A 22,608-nucleotide genomic window follows, 5' to 3' on the forward strand; every position below is an offset into this window, starting at 1 on the left:
GTTTTGCTATTCGTGAAGGTGGTCGTACTGTTGGTGCCGGTATCGTCTCTAAGATCATTGAATAAATAATGCTTGTTAAAGGGGTGTTAAAAGTATTTTAATTTTGAGAGTTAGGGGTATAGCTCAGTTGGTAGAGCGGCGGTCTCCAAAACCGCAGGTCGCGGGTTCAAGTCCTGCTGCCCCTGCCAAAGGGGGATTTTACATATAAGGGAGTGGATTTTGCTGCCTTTTTCGCTTTTTTTGATATGGGGCTTGTTTTTTTGTGTGTGAAACGGTATTGAATAGAAAGTAAGGAAATTGCATAAGTCTGAAAGTTGGCTTTTGCATTTTTTTCTGTTTATTTTGTTCTATAAAACACAATAGGACTAGAGAGAGTATAGTGTGACGATGGCATCTAAAACCAATCCGATTACCTTTTTGAAGCAGGTTTATGCAGAAACAATTAAAGTGAAATGGCCTACACGTCGTGAGACGGTTATTTCTACTATTATGGTTTTGTTGGTAACTGCATTGGCTTCAGCTTTCTTTTTTATTGTGGATCAGGTTATGCATTTTGGTGTTTGGCGGGTTATTGATCTTCTGAAATATCTTTTTAGTTGAGAATGTAAGGAAGTGTGACTGTGGCAGCTCGTTGGTATATTGTTCAGGCATATTCAAATTTTGAAAAGAAAGTAGCGGAAGCTATTGATAAGGAGGCAAAGCAGAAGGGACTTGATCATCTTTTTGAAAAGATTTTTGTTCCAACAGAGCGTGTTGTAGAGGTTCGTCGTGGACGCAAAGTTGATACTGAGCGAAAATTTTTTCCTGGTTATGTTCTTGTTCGTGCTGAGTTAACAGATGAAGTTTATCATCTTATTAAGAATACGCCTAAAGTGACAGGTTTTTTAGGATCGGATGCGCGTCCTGTTCCCATTTCTGATCGAGAGGTTGAGCAAATTCTCAAACAAGTTCAGGAAAGGGTTGAGTCTCCAAAGTCCTCTGTGTTGTTTGAGGTTGGAGAGCAAGTTCGCGTTGCTGATGGTCCTTTTGTTTCGTTTAATGGAATTGTTCAAGAGGTTGAAGAAGAGCGCTCTCGTCTTAAGGTTGAAGTGCTTATTTTTGGGCGTCCTACGCCTGTTGATTTGGAATTTGGTCAGGTTGAAAAACTCTGATTAAACTTAGAGTAGTTTTTATTACTTTAAGGAAGGAGTGGGAGGTGATTTATAGCTTTTGTCGGCTTAATGATCCGAACCACGTGACTGCAAGCGGGTGACGGGCAAGATGAATTGTCAGTATACCAGTGAAATTAAAGGCAGATTGTTATGGCAAAAAAAAGTATAGGTCAGCTTAAGTTGCAGGTCCCTGCAGGAGCTGCTACTCCATCTCCACCGATTGGTCCAGCTCTTGGGCAGCGTGGTATTAATATCATGGAATTTTGTAAGGCGTTTAATGCAGCGACACAAGAAATGGAAAAGGGGGCACCGATTCCAGTTGTTATTACGTATTACCAAGATAAATCTTTCACATTTTCTCTCAAGACGCCTCCTGTATCATTCTTTTTAAAGAAGGAAGCAAACCTGAAATCTGGCTCAAAAGAGCCTGGTAAAGTGTCTGTAGGAAGCATTTCTCGCGATAAAATTCGTTCGATTGCGGAATCAAAGATGAAAGATCTTAATGCAAATGACATTGAGGCAGCGATGCGTATGGTTGAAGGTTCTGCTCGCTCGATGGGTTTGGAAGTGGTGGGCTAGTATTATGGCAAAAGTAGCAAAGAGAATAAAAAATATCCGAAAAGATATCGATTTTAGTGAACTTTACGCTTTAAAAGATGCTGTTTTAATGGTTAAGGAGCGTGCCGTTGCTAAATTTGATGAAACAATCGAAATTTCAATGAATTTGGGTGTTGATCCTCGTCATGCTGATCAAATGGTTCGAGGTGTTGCTCATTTGCCTAATGGAACAGGAAGAAATATTCGTGTTGCCGTTTTTGCTCGTGGGGATAAGGCTGAGGAAGCTAAGGCGGCAGGAGCTGATATTGTGGGTGCCGAAGATTTATTTGAAAGCGTTAATAGGGGGGTGATTGACTTTGATCGTTGTATTGCAACACCAGACATGATGCCTCTTGTTGGTCGTCTTGGTAAGATTCTTGGTCCACGGAGTTTGATGCCCAATCCCAAAGTTGGTACTGTAACACTTGATGTTGCTGGTGCTGTCAAAGCGTCTAAGGGTGGTGCTGTTGAGTTTCGTGTTGAAAAAGCCGGTATTGTGCATGCTGGTATTGGTAAGGCTTCTTTTGGTGTTGAAAAAATCGTAGAAAATATAAAAGCCTTTGCAAGTGCAGTTATTAAAGCTAAGCCGCAAGGTGCAAAAGGTGAGTATATTAAGCGCGTTGCTGTTTCTTCGACTATGGGGATTGGTGTTAAAGTTGATCCAGCAACAGTTCGTTCAGAGACAGTATAAGCTGATTTATAATTTTGTTTTGGGGTATGTGAACATCAAAATTGTATTTTAAATGCTGGTTTTGATCAGCTAGCTATCTAAGCTTTATAGAGCTTAGGTTGTACCGGAAGAAATTCCGGAATATCCTGTCCGAGATTGTAGGTGATACTTTTAAGTATCTTAATCAAAAAAGCCTGCATGAGACTGGGGTAAAAACTGAGAGTTAAAAGACTTAAAGGGTTTGAGCCAAGGTTGCCTTTGAACGCTGTGCGTGAAAAAGGGGACAGGATCCTCATCGGTGACATGAAGTATTTTATGTTATCAAAGGTAACCAACAGGTTTGTTCTAAGCAAATCTGTTAAATGGAGAGAGACAGTGAATAGAGCGGAAAAACGCGAATTTGTTACATGGCTTAACGAGGCTTTTCGGAAGTCTGGTTCTGTTGTTGTTGCACATTATTCCGGTCTGACAGTTTCACAGATGAATGATCTGCGTTCGAAAATGGGTGAAGCTGGCGGTGCCGTTAAGGTCGCCAAAAACCGTCTTGCTAAAATCGCTCTTCAGGGCACGGAATCTGAATCGATAGTGGGTTTGTTTAGCGGACAAACACTTATTGCTTATTCAGAAGATCCAATCACAGCACCAAAAGTTGCTGTTGATTTTGCGAAAAGCAATGACAAATTTGTCATCCTTGGTGGTTCAATGGGTGCAACAAGTTTAAGTGTAGATGCTGTGAAGTCATTGGCTTCATTGCCTTCATTAAACGAGTTGCGTGCAAAACTTGTGGGTATGATTTCTACCCCTGCGACCCGTATTGCACAGGTTGTTAATGCCCCTGCTGGTCAGGTTGCGCGTGTCATTGGAGCATATGCTCAGGAGGATAAGGCGGCTTAAGGCTGTTTATATTCATGTTTATGGAAAAGCTTTAATGCTTTTCTGTTTTTTTGGATAAGTTTTAATAATGGTTCAAATCTTTTAATTGAAGGAATTTAAAAATGGCTGATCTAGAGAAGATCGTAGAAGACCTTTCTAATCTAACCCTTTTGGAAGCTGCTGAGCTTTCTAAGTTACTTGAAGAAAAGTGGGGGGTTTCGGCTGCTGCTCCTGTAGCTGTCGCTGCTGTTGCTGGTGCTGCTGCTCCAGCTGCTGAAGAAAAAACAGAATTTGATGTTATTCTTGTTGAAGGTGGCGCACAAAAAATTAATGTTATTAAAGAAGTTCGTGCCCTTACTGGACTTGGTCTTAAAGAAGCTAAAGATCTGGTTGAAGGAGCACCCAAGCCTATTAAAGAAGGTGCTTCTAAAGAAGAGGCAGAGAAAATTAAATCTCAACTTGAAGCTGCTGGTGCTAAAGTTGAACTTAAGTAAATTTAATTTTATCGGCGAACATTTATGTTCGCCGATTTTCTTTCTCTTAATACAAAGAGGGAAAATAATGAGTAAAAAACCTTTTCCCAATGGTTTCGTAACAGGAATGGGATAGGTTTGGATTACTTCCCCCTTCATCATAGAGTCAAAGAGATAAATGACTTATGTTGGTGGGGAAAGTTAATGATGCTCATTATGAGTGTCAAGTGAACTGGTCTGCATATGCAGGTTAATGGTATAAGGCTTTCAAGGTTGGTCTACCTTGAACAGTAAAGATCAAGGAGCGACGATGGCTCAGACTCACGCAATGATGTCTCAATTCAATGGTCGTAAGCGCGTACGGAAATTTTTTGGTAAGATTCCTGAAGTAGCAGAAATGCCGAATCTTATTGAGGTTCAAAAAGCCTCATACGATCAATTTCTCATGGTTGAGGAACCGAAAGGTGGGCGACCAGATGAAGGTTTGCAAGCTGTTTTTAAATCGGTTTTTCCTATTTCAGATTTTTCCGGGACAGCTATGCTTGAGTTTGTAGGTTATGAATTTGATTTACCAAAATTTGATGTTGAAGAGTGCCGTCAACGTGATTTAACTTATGCTGCCCCATTAAAGGTCATATTGCGTTTGATTGTTTTTGATGTTGATGAGGATACTGGCTCCAAAGATATCAAAGATATTAAAGAGCAAGGCGTTTATATGGGCGATATGCCTTTAATGACGACGAATGGTACCTTTATTGTTAATGGTACGGAGCGTGTTATTGTTTCTCAGATGCATCGTTCTCCTGGTGTCTTTTTTGACCATGATAAAGGAAAGTCCCATTCATCAGGAAAGCTTCTTTTTGCTGCTCGTGTTATTCCATATCGTGGTTCTTGGCTTGACATTGAGTTTGATGCTAAAGATATCATTTATGCGCGTATTGATCGACGGCGCAAGATTCCTGTTACTAGTCTTTTGATGGCATTAGGTATGGATGCGTCGGATATTTTATCGACGTTTTATGATAAAGTGACTTATGAGCGTGATGGAGAAGGATGGCGTGTTCCTTATTCTGTGGATCGCTTTAAAGGAATGAAGCTCATTTCTGATCTTATAGATGCAGATAGTGGTGAAGTCGTTGCGGAGGCTGGTAAAAAATTAACAGTTCGTACTGCAAAGTCTTTGGTAGAAAAAGGACTTAAAGCGGTTAAAGTTAGTGAAGATGATTTATTAGGTTGTTATCTAGCCGAAGATATCGTCAATTACGAAACAGGTGAAATCTACCTTGAAGCTGGTGATGAAATTGACGAAAAAGTATTAAAAATTCTGCTCGATGTTAGTGCTGATCAAGTCAATATTCTTGATATTGATCACATGAATATTGGCGCTTACATCCGCAATACTTTGAAGGTAGATAAAAATGAAAGTCGGCAGGATGCGTTATTTGATATTTACCGGGTGATGCGTCCAGGTGAACCACCAACAATCGATACAGCAGAAGCAATGTTCCATTCATTGTTTTTTGATCCAGAGCGTTATGATCTTTCCGCTGTCGGGCGTGTTAAGATGAATTTACGTATGGATCTTGATTGTCCAGACACAGTTCGCATTTTACGCCAAGAGGATATTATTGCTGTTGTTAAGATGTTGGTTGAATTGCGTGATGGACGTGGTGAAATTGATGATATTGATAATCTTGGCAACCGTCGTGTTCGTTCCGTCGGGGAGTTGATGGAAAATCAATATCGCATTGGTCTTCTTCGTATGGAGCGTGCGATAAAAGAGCGTATGTCATCGGTTGAAATTGATACAGTTATGCCACAGGATTTGATTAATGCAAAGCCTGCGGCAGCAGCGGTCCGTGAATTTTTTGGGTCTTCACAATTGTCTCAGTTTATGGATCAAACCAATCCATTGTCAGAAATTACCCATAAACGCCGTCTTTCTGCTCTTGGTCCAGGTGGTTTGACTCGTGAACGTGCGGGTTTTGAAGTTCGTGACGTCCATCCTACGCATTATGGTCGTATTTGTCCGATTGAAACACCAGAAGGCCCCAATATTGGTCTGATTAACTCCTTAGCAACATTTGCGCGAGTTAACAAATATGGCTTTATTGAAAGCCCATATCGAAAAATTATTGATGGTAAAGTCACAAAAGAAGTTATTTATCTTTCAGCGATGGAAGAAGCAAAGCATTATGTAGCTCAAGCTAATTCTTCATTAGATAGTGAAGGCCGCTTTATAGAAGAGTTTGTTGTTTGCCGTCATGCAGGTGAAGTTTTAATGGCGCCACGCGATCATGTTGATTTGATGGATGTTTCACCAAAACAGTTGGTTTCAGTTGCAGCAGCGCTTATTCCATTTTTGGAAAATGATGATGCGAATCGTGCGTTGATGGGATCGAACATGCAGCGTCAGGCAGTTCCTCTTGTACGCGCTGAGGCACCCTTTGTTGGTACGGGAATGGAATCCGTTGTTGCACGCGATTCAGGAGCTGCTGTGAGTGCAAAACGTAGTGGTGTTGTTGATCAAGTCGATGCTACCCGTATTGTTATTCGTGCAACAGAAGATTTAGATCCTTCAAAATCAGGCGTTGATATTTACCGTTTACAGAAATTTCAGCGTTCTAATCAGTCCACTTGTATTAATCAGCGTCCTCTTGTACATGTCGGTGATAGGGTAGAGAAAGGTGATATCATTGCAGATGGTCCATCCACGGATCTTGGTGATTTAGCTCTTGGGCGGAATGTTCTCGTAGCATTTATGCCTTGGAATGGATACAATTATGAAGATTCTATTTTGTTATCCGAGCGCATTGTTGCTGATGATGTGTTTACTTCAATTCATATTGAGGAATTTGAAGTTGCGGCACGCGATACAAAACTTGGACCTGAGGAAATTACGCGCGACATTCCTAATGTTGCGGAAGAAGCGTTAAGAAACCTTGATGAAGCTGGCATTATTTATATTGGTGCTGAAGTTCAACCAGGTGATATTTTAGTTGGAAAGATTACCCCAAAAGGTGAAAGTCCCATGACGCCGGAAGAAAAGCTTCTGCGTGCAATCTTTGGAGAAAAGGCATCTGATGTTCGTGATACTTCTATGCGTATGCCTCCTGGGACTTTTGGTACTGTTGTTGAAGTTCGCGTTTTTAATCGCCATGGCGTGGAAAAAGATGAACGTGCGATGGCAATTGAGCGTGAAGAAATTGAGCGTTTAGCAAAAGACCGAGATGATGAACAGTCGATTCTTGATCGCAATGTTTATGCGCGTCTTACCGATATGTTGACAGGTAAAGTTGCTGTAGAAGGTCCGAAAGGCTTTTCGGGTAGTAAAAAGCTTGATAGTACAGTAATGGGGCATTATCCACGATCACAGTGGTGGCAATTTGCTGTTGAGGATGAAAAGCTTCAAAATGAAATTGAAGCTTTGCGTAAGCAATATGATGAATCAAAAGAAGCATTACAACGTCGCTTTATGGATAAAGTTGAAAAAGTCCAAAGAGGTGATGAAATGCCTCCTGGTGTCATGAAAATGGTGAAGGTTTTTGTGGCTGTGAAACGCAAAATCCAACCAGGTGATAAGATGGCGGGGCGTCACGGGAATAAGGGTGTTGTTTCACGTATTCTTCCCGTAGAAGATATGCCATTTCTTGAAGATGGGACCCATGCTGATATCGTCTTGAATCCGCTTGGTGTGCCTAGTCGTATGAATGTTGGACAAATTCTTGAAACGCATCTTGGTTGGGCATGTGCGGGGATGGGCAAGAAGATTGGTGCTTTGTTAGAGTTATATCAAGAGACTGGGGATATATTGCCGTTGCGTCAGCGTATTGAAAATCTTATGCCTGATGATAATCATAATGAACCAGTTCGTCAGTATGATAATGAAAGCCTTTACAAATTGGCATTGCAGATGAAGAAAGGGGTTTCAATTGCAACGCCTGTTTTTGATGGAGCACATGAGTCTGATATTAACATGATGCTGGAAGACGCAGGATTAGATAGTTCAGGGCAGGTTACGCTTTATGATGGTCGTACTGGGGAGCCTTTTGATCGTCCAGTAACGGTGGGATATATTTACATGTTGAAATTGCATCACCTTGTTGATGATAAGATTCATGCACGTTCTATTGGTCCCTATTCACTTGTTACGCAGCAGCCATTAGGAGGTAAGGCACAATTTGGTGGTCAGCGTTTTGGTGAAATGGAGGTTTGGGCACTTGAAGCTTATGGTGCTGCATACACTTTGCAGGAGATGCTAACAGTAAAATCAGATGATGTGGCTGGTCGAACAAAAGTCTATGAGGCAATTGTGCGTGGTGATGATACATTTGAGGCAGGTATACCCGAAAGCTTTAATGTGTTGGTAAAAGAAATGCGCTCACTTGCTCTTAATGTGGAGCTTGATGATGCGCGTGAACTTATTGCACAGCGGGCATTGTCTGATACGACAGAATAATAATTCAAGGAGCGCACTAGAAAAAGGCTGCGCTCTTATTACTTTAAGAGGCTCAATAACCTTATTAAGGCTATACAGGTTGTTTTTAAAAGTAGATGTATTTTAAAGAAGATCTGTTATAAAATAAATGAGATATTACAACAGGTTCTAAGAATCTTTGAAGGAGAACAGCATGAACCACGAGGTCATGAATCTTTTCAATCCTCAAGCGCCAGCGCAGACATTTGACTCTATTCGTATTTCTATTGCGAGTCCTGAGAAAATTTTGTCCTGGTCGTATGGTGAGATTAAGAAGCCTGAGACGATTAATTATCGGACGTTTAAACCAGAGCGTGATGGTCTTTTTTGTGCACGTATATTTGGCCCTATTAAGGACTATGAATGTCTATGTGGCAAATATAAACGCATGAAGTATAAGGGCATTATTTGTGAAAAGTGTGGTGTAGAGGTTACTCTTTCCCGCGTACGTCGTGAGCGTATGGGGCATATTGAACTTGCGGCACCCGTTGCGCATATATGGTTTCTTAAATCATTACCAGGTCGTATTTCTACACTTTTAGATTTAACTTTAAAAGATATTGAACGGGTTCTTTATTTTGAGAATTATATTGTAACCGAACCAGGATTGACGTCTCTTAAGCTCCATCAGCTTCTTTCTGAAGAAGAATATATGCTTGCTATTGATGAATTTGGAGAAGATCAGTTTACAGCTATGATTGGCGCTGAAGCTATTTACGAGCTTTTAGCTAGTATGGAGTTAGATAAAATCGCTAATGATTTGCGTCTTGAATTAGCTGAAACAACTTCAGAGTTAAAGCAGAAAAAATTGATTAAACGACTTAAAATCGTTGAAAATTTTCTTGAATCTGGAAATAAGCCAGAGTGGATGATTATGAAAACAATTCCGGTTATTCCACCGGATTTGCGTCCATTGGTTCCGCTTGATGGTGGGCGTTTTGCGACATCAGATCTGAATGATCTTTATCGGCGTGTTATTAATCGTAATAACCGCTTGAAACGGCTGATTGAATTGCGTGCTCCTGGAATTATCGTGCGCAATGAAAAGCGTATGGTACAAGAAGCTGTTGATGCATTGTTTGATAATGGACGGCGTGGGCGTGTGATTACTGGAGCCAATAAACGTCCTCTTAAGTCTTTATCAGATATGTTGAAGGGCAAGCAAGGACGTTTTCGTCAGAACTTACTTGGGAAGCGTGTTGATTACTCGGGGCGTTCTGTTATCGTGACGGGTCCTGAATTAAAATTGCATCAATGTGGTCTTCCCAAAAAAATGGCTCTTGAATTATTTAAGCCTTTTATTTATGCGCGGCTTGATGCAAAAGGCTATTCATCAACGGTAAAGCAGGCAAAGAAGCTTGTTGAAAAAGAACATCCAGAAGTTTGGGATATCTTGGATGAGGTTATTCGTGAACACCCTGTTTTGCTCAATCGTGCACCAACATTGCACCGCTTGGGGATTCAGGCTTTTGAACCTATCTTGATTGAAGGGAAAGCTATCCAGCTTCATCCGCTGGTGTGCACTGCTTTTAATGCAGATTTTGATGGAGATCAGATGGCGGTTCATGTTCCGCTTTCTCTTGAAGCACAGCTTGAAGCCCGTGTTTTAATGATGTCAACCAATAATATTCTTCATCCAGCTAATGGAGCTCCCATTATTGTTCCATCACAGGATATGGTTCTTGGTCTTTATTATCTTTCGATTGTTTCTGAAAAAGAACCAGGTGAGGGAATGGCTTTTTCTGATATAGGTGAGCTTCATTATGCTTTAGAAAATAAGGTTGTAACGCTTCATACGAAGATTAAAGGCCGTGTTAAGAATATGGAGAAGGATGGAAAAGAAGTTTCTAAACTTTATGATACGACACCTGGTCGTTTGATTATCGGTGAGCTTTTGCCAAGAAATGCGGATATCTCATTTGATATTGTCAATCAAGAGATGACGAAAAAGAACATTTCTAAAATGATTGATCATGTTTATCGGCACTGTGGACAAAAAGAGACGGTTATTTTTTGTGACCGTATTATGCAGCTTGGCTTTTCTTATGCTTGTCGTGCAGGAATTTCATTCGGTAAGGACGATATGGTTATTCCTGATAGTAAGTCGCGTTTAGTTGCAGAAACAGAAGCTTTGGCTAAGGAGTACGAACAGCAATATAATGATGGTTTGATTACACAAGGTGAAAAATACAATAAGGTTGTAGATGCTTGGGGTAAATGTACAGATCGCGTCGCAGATGAAATGATGAAACGTATTCAAGCCGTCGATTTTGATCCTAAAACAGGTCGTCAACGACCGATGAATTCGATCTATATGATGTCGCACTCTGGTGCTCGTGGTTCTGCTAACCAGATGAGACAATTGGCCGGTATGCGTGGATTAATGGCAAAACCATCGGGTGAAATTATTGAAACACCCATTATTTCAAATTTTAAAGAAGGTCTAACTGTTAATGAATACTTCAATTCCACGCATGGTGCACGTAAAGGACTTGCTGATACTGCGTTAAAGACGGCGAACTCTGGTTATTTAACGCGGCGTCTTGTTGATGTTGCACAGGATGCTATTATTTCAGCAGTTGATTGTGGTACCGCAAAAGGGCTTACCATGCAGCCGATTGTTGATGCAGGACAAATTGTTGCCTCCCTTGGGCAAAGAATTCTTGGTCGTACAGCGCTTGTTGATATTCTACATCCTGTCTCTGGAAAGGTTATCCTTGAAGGTGGAGCAATGATTGAGGAAGCTGATGTTGCGAAGATTGAAGCAGCTGGGATTCAATCTGTTCAAATTCGTTCTGCATTAACATGTGAAACACGTCTTGGTGTTTGTGCAAAATGCTATGGTCGTGATTTGGCGCGTGGAACACCTGTTAATCAGGGAGAAGCCGTTGGTGTTATTGCTGCTCAATCCATTGGTGAGCCGGGAACACAGCTTACTATGCGTACTTTCCACTTAGGAGGAACTGCGCAGGTTGTGGATTCATCGTATTTAGAGGCATCTTATGAAGGTAAGGTGGAAATTCGTAATCGTAATGTGGTTCGTAACTCTGAAGGCCATTTGGTTGTTATGGGGCGTAATATGGCTATCCTTATCAAGGATGAGTTAGGAAAAGAGCGCGTTGTACATCGTGTTAGCTATGGTGCTCATATTTTTGTTGATGATGGTGATGTGGTTAAACGTGGCCAACGTATAGCAGAATGGGATCCTTATACACGTCCAATTTTAACGGAAGTTGAAGGCTATGTGGGTTTTGAAGATATGATTGATGGTTTATCTGTCACTGAAACAGCTGATGAATCTACGGGTATTACGAAGCGTTTGGTGATTGATTGGCGCGCTAATCCACGTGGTGCGGATCTTAAACCAGCCATTATTATTCACACGGATAAAGAAGGTGAATCTATTGCTAAATTGTATAAGGGAGGTGAAGCCCGTTATATGATGTCAGTGGAAACTATTCTTTCTGTTGAACTTGGTGCTCATGTTAAGGCTGGTGATGTTATTGCTCGTTTGCCAATGGAAAGTGCCAAAACGAAAGATATTACGGGTGGTCTTCCTCGTGTGGCTGAGCTTTTTGAAGCGCGTCGTCCAAAGGATCATGCGATTATTGCTGAAGTTAGTGGTACAATTCGGTTTGGCCGTGGTTATAAGAATAAACGTCGTATCATTATTGAACCAAATGATGAAACTCTTGAGGCAGTAGAATACTTGATTCCAAAAGGTAAGTTGTTCCACTTCCAAGAAGGCGATCAAATTGAAAAGGGGGATTATATCCTTGATGGGAATCCAGCACCTCATGACATCTTGGCGATTAAGGGAGTTGAGGCTTTGGCATCTTATCTTGTTAATGAGATTCAGGAGGTTTATCGTTTGCAGGGAGTTCTTATTAATGATAAGCACATTGAAGTGATTGTTCGTCAAATGTTGCAAAAAGTTGAAATTACTGAATCTGGAGATTCTGGTTATATTCCAGGTGATAATGTTGATCGTATTGAACTTGATGAAATCAATGATAATTTGATTGCAGAAGGGAAGAAACCTGCATCTGGTAATCCCATTCTTCTTGGAATTACAAAAGCTTCTCTTCAAACGCCTTCTTTCATTTCGGCGGCATCGTTTCAGGAAACAACACGTGTTCTTACTGAAGCAGCAGTTTCTGGTAAAATTGATACTTTGCAAGGACTTAAAGAGAACGTTATTGTCGGTCGTCTTATTCCAGCAGGTACGGGTGGTACAATTTCTCAAATCCGTCGTATTGCTGCAGTTCGTGATGATTTGATTGTAGATGAGCAGCGTAAGTCTAGTAATAACGAAGTGGCTAAGGCTATGTTGACAAATATGACAACCGGGGCTGTTGCTGAATAATTTAAATACAACATCACATAATAAAAAAACGTCTGAATAGAAAGTTCAGACGTTTTCTTATTTCGAAATGCAGAAGTTGTATATTCTCTTGAAAAATATCAAAAATTATAAGGCGATAGTTATTTTAAACATCTTTAGTAGCTTATTGTTTTGTAATGATGCTTATCTTTCTTGTTGCTTCATTTTAAAGTTTTCTTATTTCTGAAGGCAGTATAGAAAGTTTTTTCCCAAGTATGTGAAACTCAAAAAACATATTCAAGGAAAAGAGTTGATTATCTACAAATCAAATAATGATTGATTTTGAATTTTAGGAAAATTTCTGATTGATATCTTCTATAAAGATTTAAAAGGACTTATAATGAAAGATCAATAGTCTTTCTGTAATATAAAAATAATTGATTCTCTACTATACAATGTTTGTGAATGTATTTTCTTCTAAAGTAGAATGCAGAAAATTAGAGATTAAGGTGCTCACTAAGTTTTATAAAAAATAGACATATTTCTTATAACAATGTGATCTATGCAGACAGAATAATAAAATGTACGAATATTATTCAATTGGAAAATTAACACGTGAGTTTTCAATAATAGCTCGAACTTTGCTATGAAGAAGAGGGACTTCTTATCCCTTTTCGGTTTGCAAATACACGGCTTTATACATAAACGGGTCGTCATAAGTTAAAACAAATCCTGTGTACTAAAAGAGTTAAATTTTCGTTGTCTGAAATATCTGATATTTTGACAATGGTTGGAAAACCACCTGATAATGAGAAAAAGCTTAAGAAATTAATTGCAGGAATTCATAAAAAACGAACTGATTTAAAGCAGATGCAGCATGATGTTGATGATCTTCTACAGGATTTAGAACGAATTGAGGAGAGTTTTTTGAGAGCTTAGCGGAGTTGGTGGTTAGACATTGATTATAAATTTATTTTGTCTTCTTTTAGACAAATTTCTTTCTCTTAAAAGAGATAGATTATACTATCTCTAAGGGGAATATTTACCACTGCGTGAAATGTGTAAGTCATTTAAAGAAATAGAGTGTTTGAAAAAGCTGCAAAGGTATTTTCGCAGTATATTATCCTTGATAAGAAAAAACTATTTTTCATAAAGAAAGTAAAAACAATGACAGTTTCTCCTATGAGTGTTTTTCAATCTATATTGTCACGAAAGTCAATTCGCGCTTTTACTGATCAGCCAGTTAGTTTGGAAACAATCAAAGAAATCTTAAAACTTGCAGCACGTGCACCATCTGGAACAAATATTCAGCCATGGCAAGTGATTGTGCTTACAGGAAGTGTATTACAGAAAGTAGGGCAAGAGCTTTCACAACTTGTGCTTTCAGGTGTAAAAGGAGAGCGTGAATATAGTTATTATCCACGTCAGTGGCGTGAGCCTTATATTTCAAGGCGTCGAAAAGTTGGTTTGGATCTTTATCAGAGTCTTGGAATTCAAAAAGGAGATGAAGAAAAAATGCTTCATCAAAAAGCACGAAATTTTTTATTTTTTGATGCACCTGTAGGACTCTTATTTACAATGGATCACGACATGGAAATAGGGAGTTGGCTTGATTTGGGTATGTTTATGCAGACCATTATGTTAGCAGCACGTGGATTTGGATTGGATACCTGTCCCCAAGCAGCTTTTGCTGATTATCATAAACAAATTCGTACGCTTTTATCTGTACCTTCTGATCGGAATATTATCTGTGGTATGGCACTTGGTTATCGCGATATGAGTGCTCCAGAAAACAATTTTGAGACAGAACGAGAACCGTTAGAAAACTTTGTACGTTTCATCGAAGCATGTCCATAAAATATTTTATATCATTAAGCATATACTTTGAAGAACTTGGTGCATTATGAAAAATATGCTTGGTAGAATTTTTTCATTCTTATTAAATTATGATGTTGCATATTAACACTTATTTTACTACGTTCGAAACATTAAGAGAGTGATGACTCTAAGGGCATTGTTCGTTTTGAAGGTTGGCTAATGGAAAGCACTATAGAAAGAGGGTGTTGGGTGGTAGCAAGACGAGCAACATTCGTGTTTATTGCTATCATTTTTTTACTCTATCTCGCAATTTGATTTTAAACAGGACAAACGTTATAGAAAAGCGTATACTCAGACCATATTGGAGTTTTGAGGTGGTTCGTGTTTTTATCTGTTTTTGAACTTTTTAAAATTGGTATTGGTCCTTCTAGCTCACATACGATGGGGCCGATGACAGCGGCTAATATGTTTTTGCAAAGGATACGAGATTTTTCTCAGTTATCTGATAACCAAGTTTCTCGTATACGTGTTTATCTTTATGGTTCTTTAGCTTTCACAGGTATTGGTCATGCGACAGATAGAGCTATCATATTAGGACTTTTAGGAGAAAAAGCTTCTACTGTTGATCCTGATAGCATGGGGTTTTTGTTAGAAAAAGTTATACGTGAAAAAAAAGTGCAACCAGAAGGCCATCCCGTTTATCAGTTTGATTTGCAACGTGATCTTATTTTTGAACGAAAGGAAATTCTCCCTGGTCATACGAATGGACTAGCATTTGAAGGGCTTGATACTGATGGGAATGTTCTTTTGCGGCAGATTTATTATTCTATTGGTGGTGGCTTTGTTGTAACTGAGGATGAATTAAGACACATGAATGGTAATATAGAATCAGAAGTGTCTGAGGTGCCATATCCATTTGATTCTGCTCGTACAATGTTATCAATGGCAGAAAAATCAGGATTTTCAATTGCTGAAATGAAACGCTTAAATGAAGAAATAAAAATAGAGCGTTCTTCTCTTGATGCTGGGCTTGATGAAATTTTTTCAGCGATGACAAATTGCATTAATAGAGGTCTTTCACAAGAAGGTGAGTTGCCTGGTGGATTACGTATTCCAAGGCGTGCTAAAAAACTGCATGATACACTTTTGGAAAATCAAAAGAAAAATTGCAATTATCCACTTTTTGCAAATGATTGGCTTTCGGTATATGCTATAGCAGTCAATGAAGAAAATGCAGCAGGTGGTCGTATTGTTACAGCACCAACAAATGGAGCAGCCGGTATCGTCCCAGCCGTTTTGCGTTATTATCTTCAGTTTAATGATGATTCAGATCGAGAGGGAATACATAATTTTCTATTAACGGCAGCAGCTATAGGCGGTGTTATCAAACATAATGCCTCTATTTCTGGTGCAGAAGTTGGGTGTCAAGGTGAAGTTGGAACGGCATCTTCAATGGCCGCAGCAGGGTTGACCGCAGCGTTAGGTGGAACACCAGCTCAAATTGAAAATGCGGCAGAAATTGCGCTTGAACATCACTTGGGAATGACATGTGATCCTGTTGCAGGTCTTGTACAAGTGCCTTGTATTGAGCGTAATGCAATGGGAGCTGTTAAGGCGGTAACGGCTTCTTCTCTTGCATTATATGGTAATGGAGATCATTTTGTTTCTCTTGATGCTTGTATAGAAACAATGCGCCAGACTGGTTATGATATGAGTGAACGCTATAAAGAGACAAGTAAAGGTGGTCTTGCAGTCAATGCGATATCTTGTTAAGAGCTGGAACATTTTTCAATCCATAACTGGACTTTTTGGAGAGAGATCGTATTTCCTAATAAAGCTTATGTTTTTTGTTCCTTTAAATTAAAATTCCACTTTAATGCAGCAGTAGTTTGAAATAAATCTGAGATCATTCAGTGTTTTCTTAACGAATAATAGGTGTTGCATGCAAGCTTGGAGGGGAGAGTGTTGTGCATCTGTTTGATTTGTCTCTAAAGTGGGGAAAAAGTGTAATTTGGAAAAAATAAGAAAGCGTAAAGTAAAGTTAGTGATCAATCTGCCATTATTTTTAGCTGGGTTTTATGGCTTTAAAAAGTTTCCATAGCCATATATCTTTTAAGTAATGGAAGATTATGCCTGAGTATCCAAGGAAAATTTGTTTTAAATCTGAATAATTATGATGAAGAGAGTAGAGTTTTAAAGACTTTAATTTTTTAAAAGTGAAGTTTTTTCTACCTAGTATGGTAAAAAATGCCTTGAAAAAAAACACTAATTTACAATAATTAAGAGATATATTGGAAATATCTTTTTATTTATAAATTTTTTACCGACAAAAAAATTAAAATAAATAATAACGTATACATTAAGAAATATTTATAAAAATTCTCATGAGAATAGAATGCACACAATAGAACATTATCGTGTTACGCGTTCGTGAGTTCGTTTTAAAAAAATATCTCTCAACGCTCCCAAGCTCATTTCACGATGGCACCTGTGAATGATATAACGGTAAATCCATTGAGCTGTCCCCATCTTTATGCTTAATAAAAAGAGTACGCTGGCATGGTTGCACACTTTGCCAGAGCCGCCCCTCTGTACAGGGACAAAGCTCTTGGCATTTGAAACGGTTCATTATAGGCATTTTTAGTCTTTTTGGTACAGTTTCACGCTACACACTAATCTCGCTCATAACATGCAAGAGACGGTTTTGATTGATTCAACATAAACAGATTTTTAATGAGATAATCTTACGATATTCGAGATTCTCATCTAACATGCAAAATAATTAATTATCTTTATAAATCAGTATCTTGCATATGAATAATATAATGTAAGTTTTCCATGGATGGTATAAAATCTATAGAGTATTAGCATTTTTATTTATAAAGAGAGAAAACCAGCACTATCATCCTTTTTTTCAACTTTCAATGTTACAAAAGATCCTAGTACTTGAAATGATTCATAAGAGATATTTTGATTCCCTTTTTAAATAGTTTATATGCCAATTTTTCTCGTGATGAGCAAGCGAGCGATTTTGACTGATTCAATATAAGAAGTAAAATAAGAGCATTTTACGAAAATCTCTTATTCAATATGCAAAAAATAAATTATAATTATAAATTAAAATCTTATGGAAATCGTTATTATAATATTTAATCTGATAATTTGTTTACGTTTTTTCATCGATAGTATTTGTATTTTCCAATTTTCTGTGCCTTTTGACATAAATACAAGTAAGAGGAGTGAGATTGTTTTTTTACAGCGTTTATGTTGTATGGGGAGTGTTATTAAGAGAGATTTTCTTTATTGAACTTTTACAATAATCCCATCAAATGATAAGCTTTCATCTAATGAAGCTATTCATTTTTTCCAGAAAGATATCAAGGACAATTTTTTATATTAAATCCAAAAAGTGGAAAAATATTGGGTATTTTTATGTCCTTAACAATGTTTTTATTAAAAGCTTGGAGATATTGGATAGTTGGAAAAGCTGTCAGAAAAATTCAACAATTTAAGAAAAAAGTATGTTTATCAAAAGGTTTTCTAAGGCTGTAGATAATGGTTAATAATAAAATAATTTTTTAGAGAGGGTCTGTAGAATTAAATATTTGTTGCTCCTAAACGGATTTTAATAGGCACATTACCAGTTTGGCTCGCAACGCGTAAATGAATGCGTACAGGAGGCATTATGAGACGACGGTTACGCATTGTTTGGCAAATGAGAAGGTTAACAAGAGACTGTGTATCTAATGCTGTCGAATTATATTTTAAACCAGTAAGTTTTGCGGCAGCATCGTGAAGAGAACGCAATGAAAGGAGGGATGATTGCTTCAATAAAATTTCTTTTTTATGGAATGAAGCAAAAGCATTATCTGTCATAATACTATCCTTAACGCAGAATTCAAAAATTTTTAGTAGGCTACAGTATAGCAGTTAAAATTTGCTTTCTTTAATGTAGAGCAAGCATCAAATGCAGCTTTTTTTGATTGAAACCCTGTAAAGCGCGCTCGGTAATAACGCCGCCCACTTTTTTCAAACAGTTGCATGTGTGAAGATGCATGCTTTAAAGTAGAAAAAGCTATATTTTTTGCTTTTAAAAGTAGAGTTTTTGCTTGTTCTTCACTAGGAAGAGAACCAATTTGGATAGCCCATCCGGCATTTTCGGACAAAGAGACTGTTACAATTTTATGAGTCTCAGCTGGTATAGTTTTTTGAGGATTCGGTATTGGTATAATTACCTTATTTACAGCCGTTATTGCGATATTGGAGTTTTTAGGTTGTTCTGCAAATGCTGTCAACATAGTCGAAATTTCATCGTCAAAATTACTTGAATCTGCTTTAATGGTCGGTATAGGAGTATTGGCCCCAGTAGGTAAGTGATAGCGTACAGAAGCTATTAAACGTTCACCACTTTTCATTTGGCTTGCTTTGGGCAAATATTGATTCAATAAGCTAGCCATATGCTCGTCACGTGCAGTAGATGATTTACCTCCCATAACAACAGCGACAATAGAGCGCCCCTCAAGACGCATCGAAGTTGCTAAATTAGAACCTGACATTTGTGTGTAGCCTGTTTTAATTCCATCGACACCTTTCATTATTTTAACAAGTTTATTGTGGCTGTTAATTTTATGTCCACGGAAATTAAAACTTTTTGTTTTGAACAATTTATATTGTTTGGGAAAATGTTTACGTAAAGCTAATGATAAAGTCGCTATATCTCGTGCTGTAGAATAATTGTGCACATCCGGAAGACCTGAAGCATTTGCAAAATGTGTATGTTTCATGCCAAGTTTACGGGCTTTTACTGTCATCATTTGAGCGAATTTTTTTTCACTACCTCCAAGATATTCTGCAATGGCAGCAGCAACATCATTTGCGGATCTTGTAATGAGTGCTTTAGCTGCTGATTCTGCAGAAATTGTTTGGCCTGCTTTAAATCCAATTTTTGTCGGTGGACGCATTGCTGCATAATGTGAAACAGGAATTGGTGTATTTGGTGTCACACGACGCATCTGCATAGCTTCAAAGAGGAGGTACAATGTCATCATTTTTGTTAAAGAAGCAGGATAACGTTTCAGTGTTGCATTGGCTTGAAATAGAGTTTTTCCCGTAGTAGCATCTATAACAATAGCCGCATACTTATCAGGATAGGCCCCTTGAGGTGTGGCGGATGCCCAACAGTAAGAAAAAGCTAACATAACAAAAGAAATTGCTATTGTTTTACAGTAGCGCATAATTTTTTGATAATTAATATACACTTGCAGTATCCTATTTCTCCATTTATCCTAAAAAACTTCTATAAAGCTTCCTTTTCTGTAATTTATTGATGCAGCTTAGACGAATGGTATTACTAATTTGTTTACAGAAGTTATTTTATGAGTGAGCGATTGAAGTCTAACCATAGAGGAAATTTTTTTTCTAATACAAACAGGTATTGCAATAGTTATGAAAGAATTTAAAATTAATAAAAATGTGCTGCATGGAAAACGATAATGGGACAGATGCTCATAATAAACTCTATAGCTCGTATTATGCATAATGAAAAGGGCAAGAATTGGGATGAAGGTAGGCATGGTGCGGTTATAATGCCTAAGGCTAGAGAAAAACTTGAAAAACCTAAATTATGTCGCGTTTTTTTGCTTAATGATGATTACACACCTATGGATTTTGTTGTTTTCGTTTTGAAGAACTTTTTTAAAAAAAGTTTCGAAGAGGCAACGCGGATAATGTTAAATGTTCATCACAATGGGATAGGAGAATGTGGGACTTATACTTATGAAGTCGCTGAAATGAAAATATTACAAGTGAGGGAATGTGCGCGTCAAAATGAACATCCGTTACAATGTGTAATGGAATGGAAGTGAGGAGCTATGCCATCTTTTACACCTAGTCTTGAAGAGGTTTTGCATCGTGCATTAACAATTGCTACTCAAGCACGCCATGAATATGCAACACTAGAGCATCTTCTACTTGCGCTGTTAGATGATGCCGATGCAAATTCCGTTATTCAGGCTTGCCAAGTAGATGTGGAGGAATTGCGAGAGCGCTTAACCAATTATCTTCGCTCAGAGTTAGATGAACAGATTAGAGCTGATGAGGATACAAAGCCTACAGCTTTTTTCCAGCGTGTTATCCAACGTGCGGTGATTCATGCACAATCGGCTGGAAAAGATGAAGTATCGGGGGCAAATGTTCTTGTTGCAATTTTTTCTGAACGTGAAAGCCATGCAGCATATTTTCTTCAAGAGATGGGAATGACACGCTATGATGCTGTACGTTTTATTTCACAGGGTGTCACGCGTGATGATGGGTTATCCATGTTACTTGAAGGACTTGAAGAGCAATTAGATCAGCAGATTTCGGATAATGGTGAAAGAGGAACAAGTGCTTTAACGAATTATTGTGTTGATCTCAATTGTAAAGCACGTAATGGAAAAATTGATTTATTAATTGGCCGTGAAATAGAAATTTCACGCATGATTCAGGTTTTATGTCGAAGGTCAAAAAATAATCCGCTTTTGGTTGGTGATCCTGGAGTGGGGAAAACCGCTATAATTGAGGGATTGGCAAAGCGCATTGTTGATGGGCAAGTGCCTGAAGTTTTATCAAATGCAACAATATTTTCTCTTGATATGGGGGGACTTGTTGCAGGTACACGTTATCGCGGTGATTTTGAAGAACGCTTAAAGCAAGTTATTAAAGAGTTTGAGCTATATCCAGATGCTATTTTATTTATTGATGAAATTCATACCTTAATTGGAGCAGGAGCGACATTAGGGGGAAATATGGATGCAGCAAATCTTTTGAAACCTGTATTATCTTCTGGAACTATGCGATGTATTGGTTCGACGACTTACAGAGAATATCGCAAATTCTTTGAACAAGATCGTGCTTTAGAGCGTCGTTTTCAGAAGATTGATATTAATGAACCTTCTGTTACAGATGCGATTAAGATTTTGCAGGGGATGAAGCCTTATTTTGAAGATTTTCATCAGATTAAATATACAGATCAGGCGATGAAGGCATCTGTAGAATTATCTTCACGTTATATAATTGACCGTAGGTTACCTGACAAAGCAATTGATATTATTGATGAAAGTGGAGCAGCGCAAAAGCTTTTGCCACAAAAACAACGCAAGAAGAGTATAGGTGTTAAAGAAATTGAAGCGACTGTTGCTACAATTGCAAGAATTCCACCAAAAACAGTTTCCCGGAATGATCAGAAGATACTGAGTAAGCTTGAAAGAGAACTCAAACATGTCGTTTATGGTCAAGATCAGGCAATTTCCGTCTTAGTTTCATCCATAAAATTGGCGCGAGCAGGTTTACGCGAACCGGATAAACCAATAGGAAGTTATTTATTTTCAGGACCAACAGGTGTAGGAAAAACTGAAGTTGCAAAACAGCTTGCATCATCTTTAGGTATTGAATTATTGCGTTTTGATATGTCAGAATATATGGAACGGCATACGATAGCACGTTTAATCGGAGCACCTCCAGGTTATATAGGGTTTGATCAAGGAGGTCTCCTTACAGATGCCGTTGATCAGAAACCTCACGCAGTTCTATTGCTAGATGAGATTGAGAAAGCGCATCCAGAGTTATTTAATATTTTATTGCAGGTAATGGATTATGGTAGATTAACAGACCATAATGGTAAGAAAATTGATTTCCGCAATGTTATTTTGATTATGACAACCAATGCTGGTGCTTCAGATATGGCAAAATCAGCTATTGGATTTGGGAAAGTACATCGTGATGGTGAGGATATAGAAGCAATCAATCGACTCTTTACACCAGAATTTCGTAATCGGTTAGATGCAATTATTCCGTTTGCATCTTTATCTCATTTAATCATCAATCAGATAGTGCAAAAATTTATTTTTCAGCTTGAAGCACAATTAGCTGATCGGGGAATTTGTTTTGAATTAAGCCCTTCTGCAACTTTATGGCTTTCTAATAAAGGATATGATTCTCAGATGGGAGCACGCCCATTAGGGCGTGTTATACAAGAATATATTAAAAAGCCATTAGCTGATGAAATTTTATTTGGAAAGTTACGCAATGGTGGTACCGTTCGCGTATTGACACAAAAATCAAATGGTAAAAAAGAAAGCTTACAGTTAGAAATTTCATCTTCCGATATATCTGTAAGTTCAAAGAAAAGTAAAATGGAAAACTTTACAAAAAAACGTGTAGGAAAAAAAAGCACAACAACTTAAAAG

General features: G+C 38.3%; 15 protein-coding genes, 1 tRNA gene and 1 pseudogene. 15 read left to right on the forward strand and 2 right to left on the reverse strand.

Annotated elements, in window-relative coordinates:
• From ACFILZ_RS06795 to ACFILZ_RS06855, 13 genes and pseudogenes are all read left to right on the forward strand, one after another.
• Window positions 1-65: pseudogene (locus ACFILZ_RS06795) on the forward strand (elongation factor Tu); the annotation flags it as partial.
• Window positions 66-112: 47 nt separating this feature from the next.
• Window positions 113-188 (forward strand) — tRNA-Trp (locus ACFILZ_RS06800).
• Window positions 189-387: 199 nt separating this feature from the next.
• The gene (secE, locus tag ACFILZ_RS06805) at window positions 388-600 is read left to right on the forward strand and encodes a preprotein translocase subunit SecE (RefSeq protein ID WP_273790652.1); all 213 of its coding nucleotides are present in this window, start codon (window positions 388-390) and stop codon (window positions 598-600) included.
• 20 nt (window positions 601-620) lie between these two features.
• The gene (nusG, locus tag ACFILZ_RS06810) at window positions 621-1,151 is read left to right on the forward strand and encodes a transcription termination/antitermination protein NusG (protein ID WP_273790740.1); all 531 of its coding nucleotides are present in this window, start codon (window positions 621-623) and stop codon (window positions 1,149-1,151) included.
• 150 nt (window positions 1,152-1,301) lie between these two features.
• Window positions 1,302-1,730: a 50S ribosomal protein L11 gene (rplK, locus tag ACFILZ_RS06815; protein WP_273723157.1), complete on the forward strand. Its 429-nt coding sequence runs from the start codon at window positions 1,302-1,304 to the stop codon at window positions 1,728-1,730.
• A 4-nt stretch (window positions 1,731-1,734) separates the two neighbouring features.
• Window positions 1,735-2,439 carry a 50S ribosomal protein L1 gene (gene rplA, locus ACFILZ_RS06820; RefSeq protein ID WP_375610630.1) on the forward strand — a complete coding sequence of 235 codons (705 nt, stop codon included), beginning with the start codon at window positions 1,735-1,737 and terminating at the stop codon, window positions 2,437-2,439.
• 354 nt (window positions 2,440-2,793) lie between these two features.
• Entirely contained in the window at window positions 2,794-3,312 is a 519-nt protein-coding gene (rplJ, locus tag ACFILZ_RS06825; protein ID WP_375610631.1) for a 50S ribosomal protein L10, read from the forward strand.
• 101 nt (window positions 3,313-3,413) lie between these two features.
• Complete coding sequence (rplL, locus tag ACFILZ_RS06830) at window positions 3,414-3,785, forward strand: 50S ribosomal protein L7/L12 (RefSeq protein ID WP_012755028.1); 372 nt, start codon at window positions 3,414-3,416, stop codon at window positions 3,783-3,785.
• A gap of 289 nt (window positions 3,786-4,074) precedes the next feature.
• Window positions 4,075-8,223 carry a DNA-directed RNA polymerase subunit beta gene (gene rpoB / locus ACFILZ_RS06835; RefSeq protein ID WP_375610632.1) on the forward strand — a complete coding sequence of 1,383 codons (4,149 nt, stop codon included), beginning with the start codon at window positions 4,075-4,077 and terminating at the stop codon, window positions 8,221-8,223.
• A gap of 172 nt (window positions 8,224-8,395) precedes the next feature.
• Entirely contained in the window at window positions 8,396-12,607 is a 4,212-nt protein-coding gene (rpoC, locus tag ACFILZ_RS06840; RefSeq protein WP_375610633.1) for a DNA-directed RNA polymerase subunit beta', read from the forward strand.
• A gap of 717 nt (window positions 12,608-13,324) precedes the next feature.
• Window positions 13,325-13,504 carry a hypothetical protein gene (locus tag ACFILZ_RS06845; protein WP_375607226.1) on the forward strand — a complete coding sequence of 60 codons (180 nt, stop codon included), beginning with the start codon at window positions 13,325-13,327 and terminating at the stop codon, window positions 13,502-13,504.
• A gap of 228 nt (window positions 13,505-13,732) precedes the next feature.
• Window positions 13,733-14,422 carry a nitroreductase gene (locus ACFILZ_RS06850; protein ID WP_375607225.1) on the forward strand — a complete coding sequence of 230 codons (690 nt, stop codon included), beginning with the start codon at window positions 13,733-13,735 and terminating at the stop codon, window positions 14,420-14,422.
• A gap of 342 nt (window positions 14,423-14,764) precedes the next feature.
• Window positions 14,765-16,156, forward strand: a complete 1,392-nt coding sequence (locus ACFILZ_RS06855; protein WP_375610634.1) for an L-serine ammonia-lyase — start codon at window positions 14,765-14,767, stop codon at window positions 16,154-16,156.
• A gap of 1,824 nt (window positions 16,157-17,980) precedes the next feature.
• Here the strand turns inward: ACFILZ_RS06855 and ACFILZ_RS06860 are convergent.
• Window positions 17,981-18,259 (reverse strand): hypothetical protein, encoded by a 279-nt coding sequence (locus ACFILZ_RS06860; RefSeq protein WP_273790659.1) that lies wholly within the window; start codon window positions 18,257-18,259, stop codon window positions 17,981-17,983.
• Window positions 18,260-18,291: 32 nt separating this feature from the next.
• Complete coding sequence (locus tag ACFILZ_RS06865) at window positions 18,292-19,641, reverse strand: D-alanyl-D-alanine carboxypeptidase (RefSeq protein WP_375607223.1); 1,350 nt, start codon at window positions 19,639-19,641, stop codon at window positions 18,292-18,294.
• Window positions 19,642-19,875: 234 nt separating this feature from the next.
• On the opposite strand from ACFILZ_RS06865, the gene clpS reads away from it, so the two are divergent.
• Window positions 19,876-20,247, forward strand: coding sequence for an ATP-dependent Clp protease adapter ClpS (clpS, locus tag ACFILZ_RS06870; protein WP_375607222.1), 372 nt, complete (start codon window positions 19,876-19,878; stop codon window positions 20,245-20,247).
• A 6-nt stretch (window positions 20,248-20,253) separates the two neighbouring features.
• A complete protein-coding gene (gene clpA / locus ACFILZ_RS06875; RefSeq protein WP_375610635.1) occupies window positions 20,254-22,605 on the forward strand; it encodes an ATP-dependent Clp protease ATP-binding subunit ClpA in 2,352 nt (783 codons plus the stop codon).
• Window positions 22,606-22,608 lie beyond the last annotated feature (3 nt).

This window comes from Bartonella sp. AP40SXNS (assembly GCF_042195825.1).
GTDB lineage: Bacteria > Pseudomonadota > Alphaproteobacteria > Rhizobiales > Rhizobiaceae > Bartonella.

Excerpts from the sequence above, each read along its gene's own strand:
- secE (WP_273790652.1), top strand. The coding sequence starts at position 388 with ATGGCATCTAAAACCAATCCGATTACCTTTTTGAAGCAGGTTTATGCA.
- rplK (WP_273723157.1), top strand. The coding sequence starts at position 1,302 with ATGGCAAAAAAAAGTATAGGTCAGCTTAAGTTGCAGGTCCCTGCAGGA.
- rplA (WP_375610630.1), top strand. The coding sequence starts at position 1,735 with ATGGCAAAAGTAGCAAAGAGAATAAAAAATATCCGAAAAGATATCGAT.
- rplL (WP_012755028.1), top strand. The coding sequence starts at position 3,414 with ATGGCTGATCTAGAGAAGATCGTAGAAGACCTTTCTAATCTAACCCTT.
- rpoB (WP_375610632.1), top strand. The coding sequence starts at position 4,075 with ATGGCTCAGACTCACGCAATGATGTCTCAATTCAATGGTCGTAAGCGC.
- rpoC (WP_375610633.1), top strand. The coding sequence starts at position 8,396 with ATGAACCACGAGGTCATGAATCTTTTCAATCCTCAAGCGCCAGCGCAG.
- ACFILZ_RS06850 (WP_375607225.1), top strand. The coding sequence starts at position 13,733 with ATGACAGTTTCTCCTATGAGTGTTTTTCAATCTATATTGTCACGAAAG.
- ACFILZ_RS06860 (WP_273790659.1), bottom strand. The coding sequence starts at position 18,259 with ATGACAGATAATGCTTTTGCTTCATTCCATAAAAAAGAAATTTTATTG.
- clpS (WP_375607222.1), top strand. The coding sequence starts at position 19,876 with ATGGGACAGATGCTCATAATAAACTCTATAGCTCGTATTATGCATAAT.
- clpA (WP_375610635.1), top strand. The coding sequence starts at position 20,254 with ATGCCATCTTTTACACCTAGTCTTGAAGAGGTTTTGCATCGTGCATTA.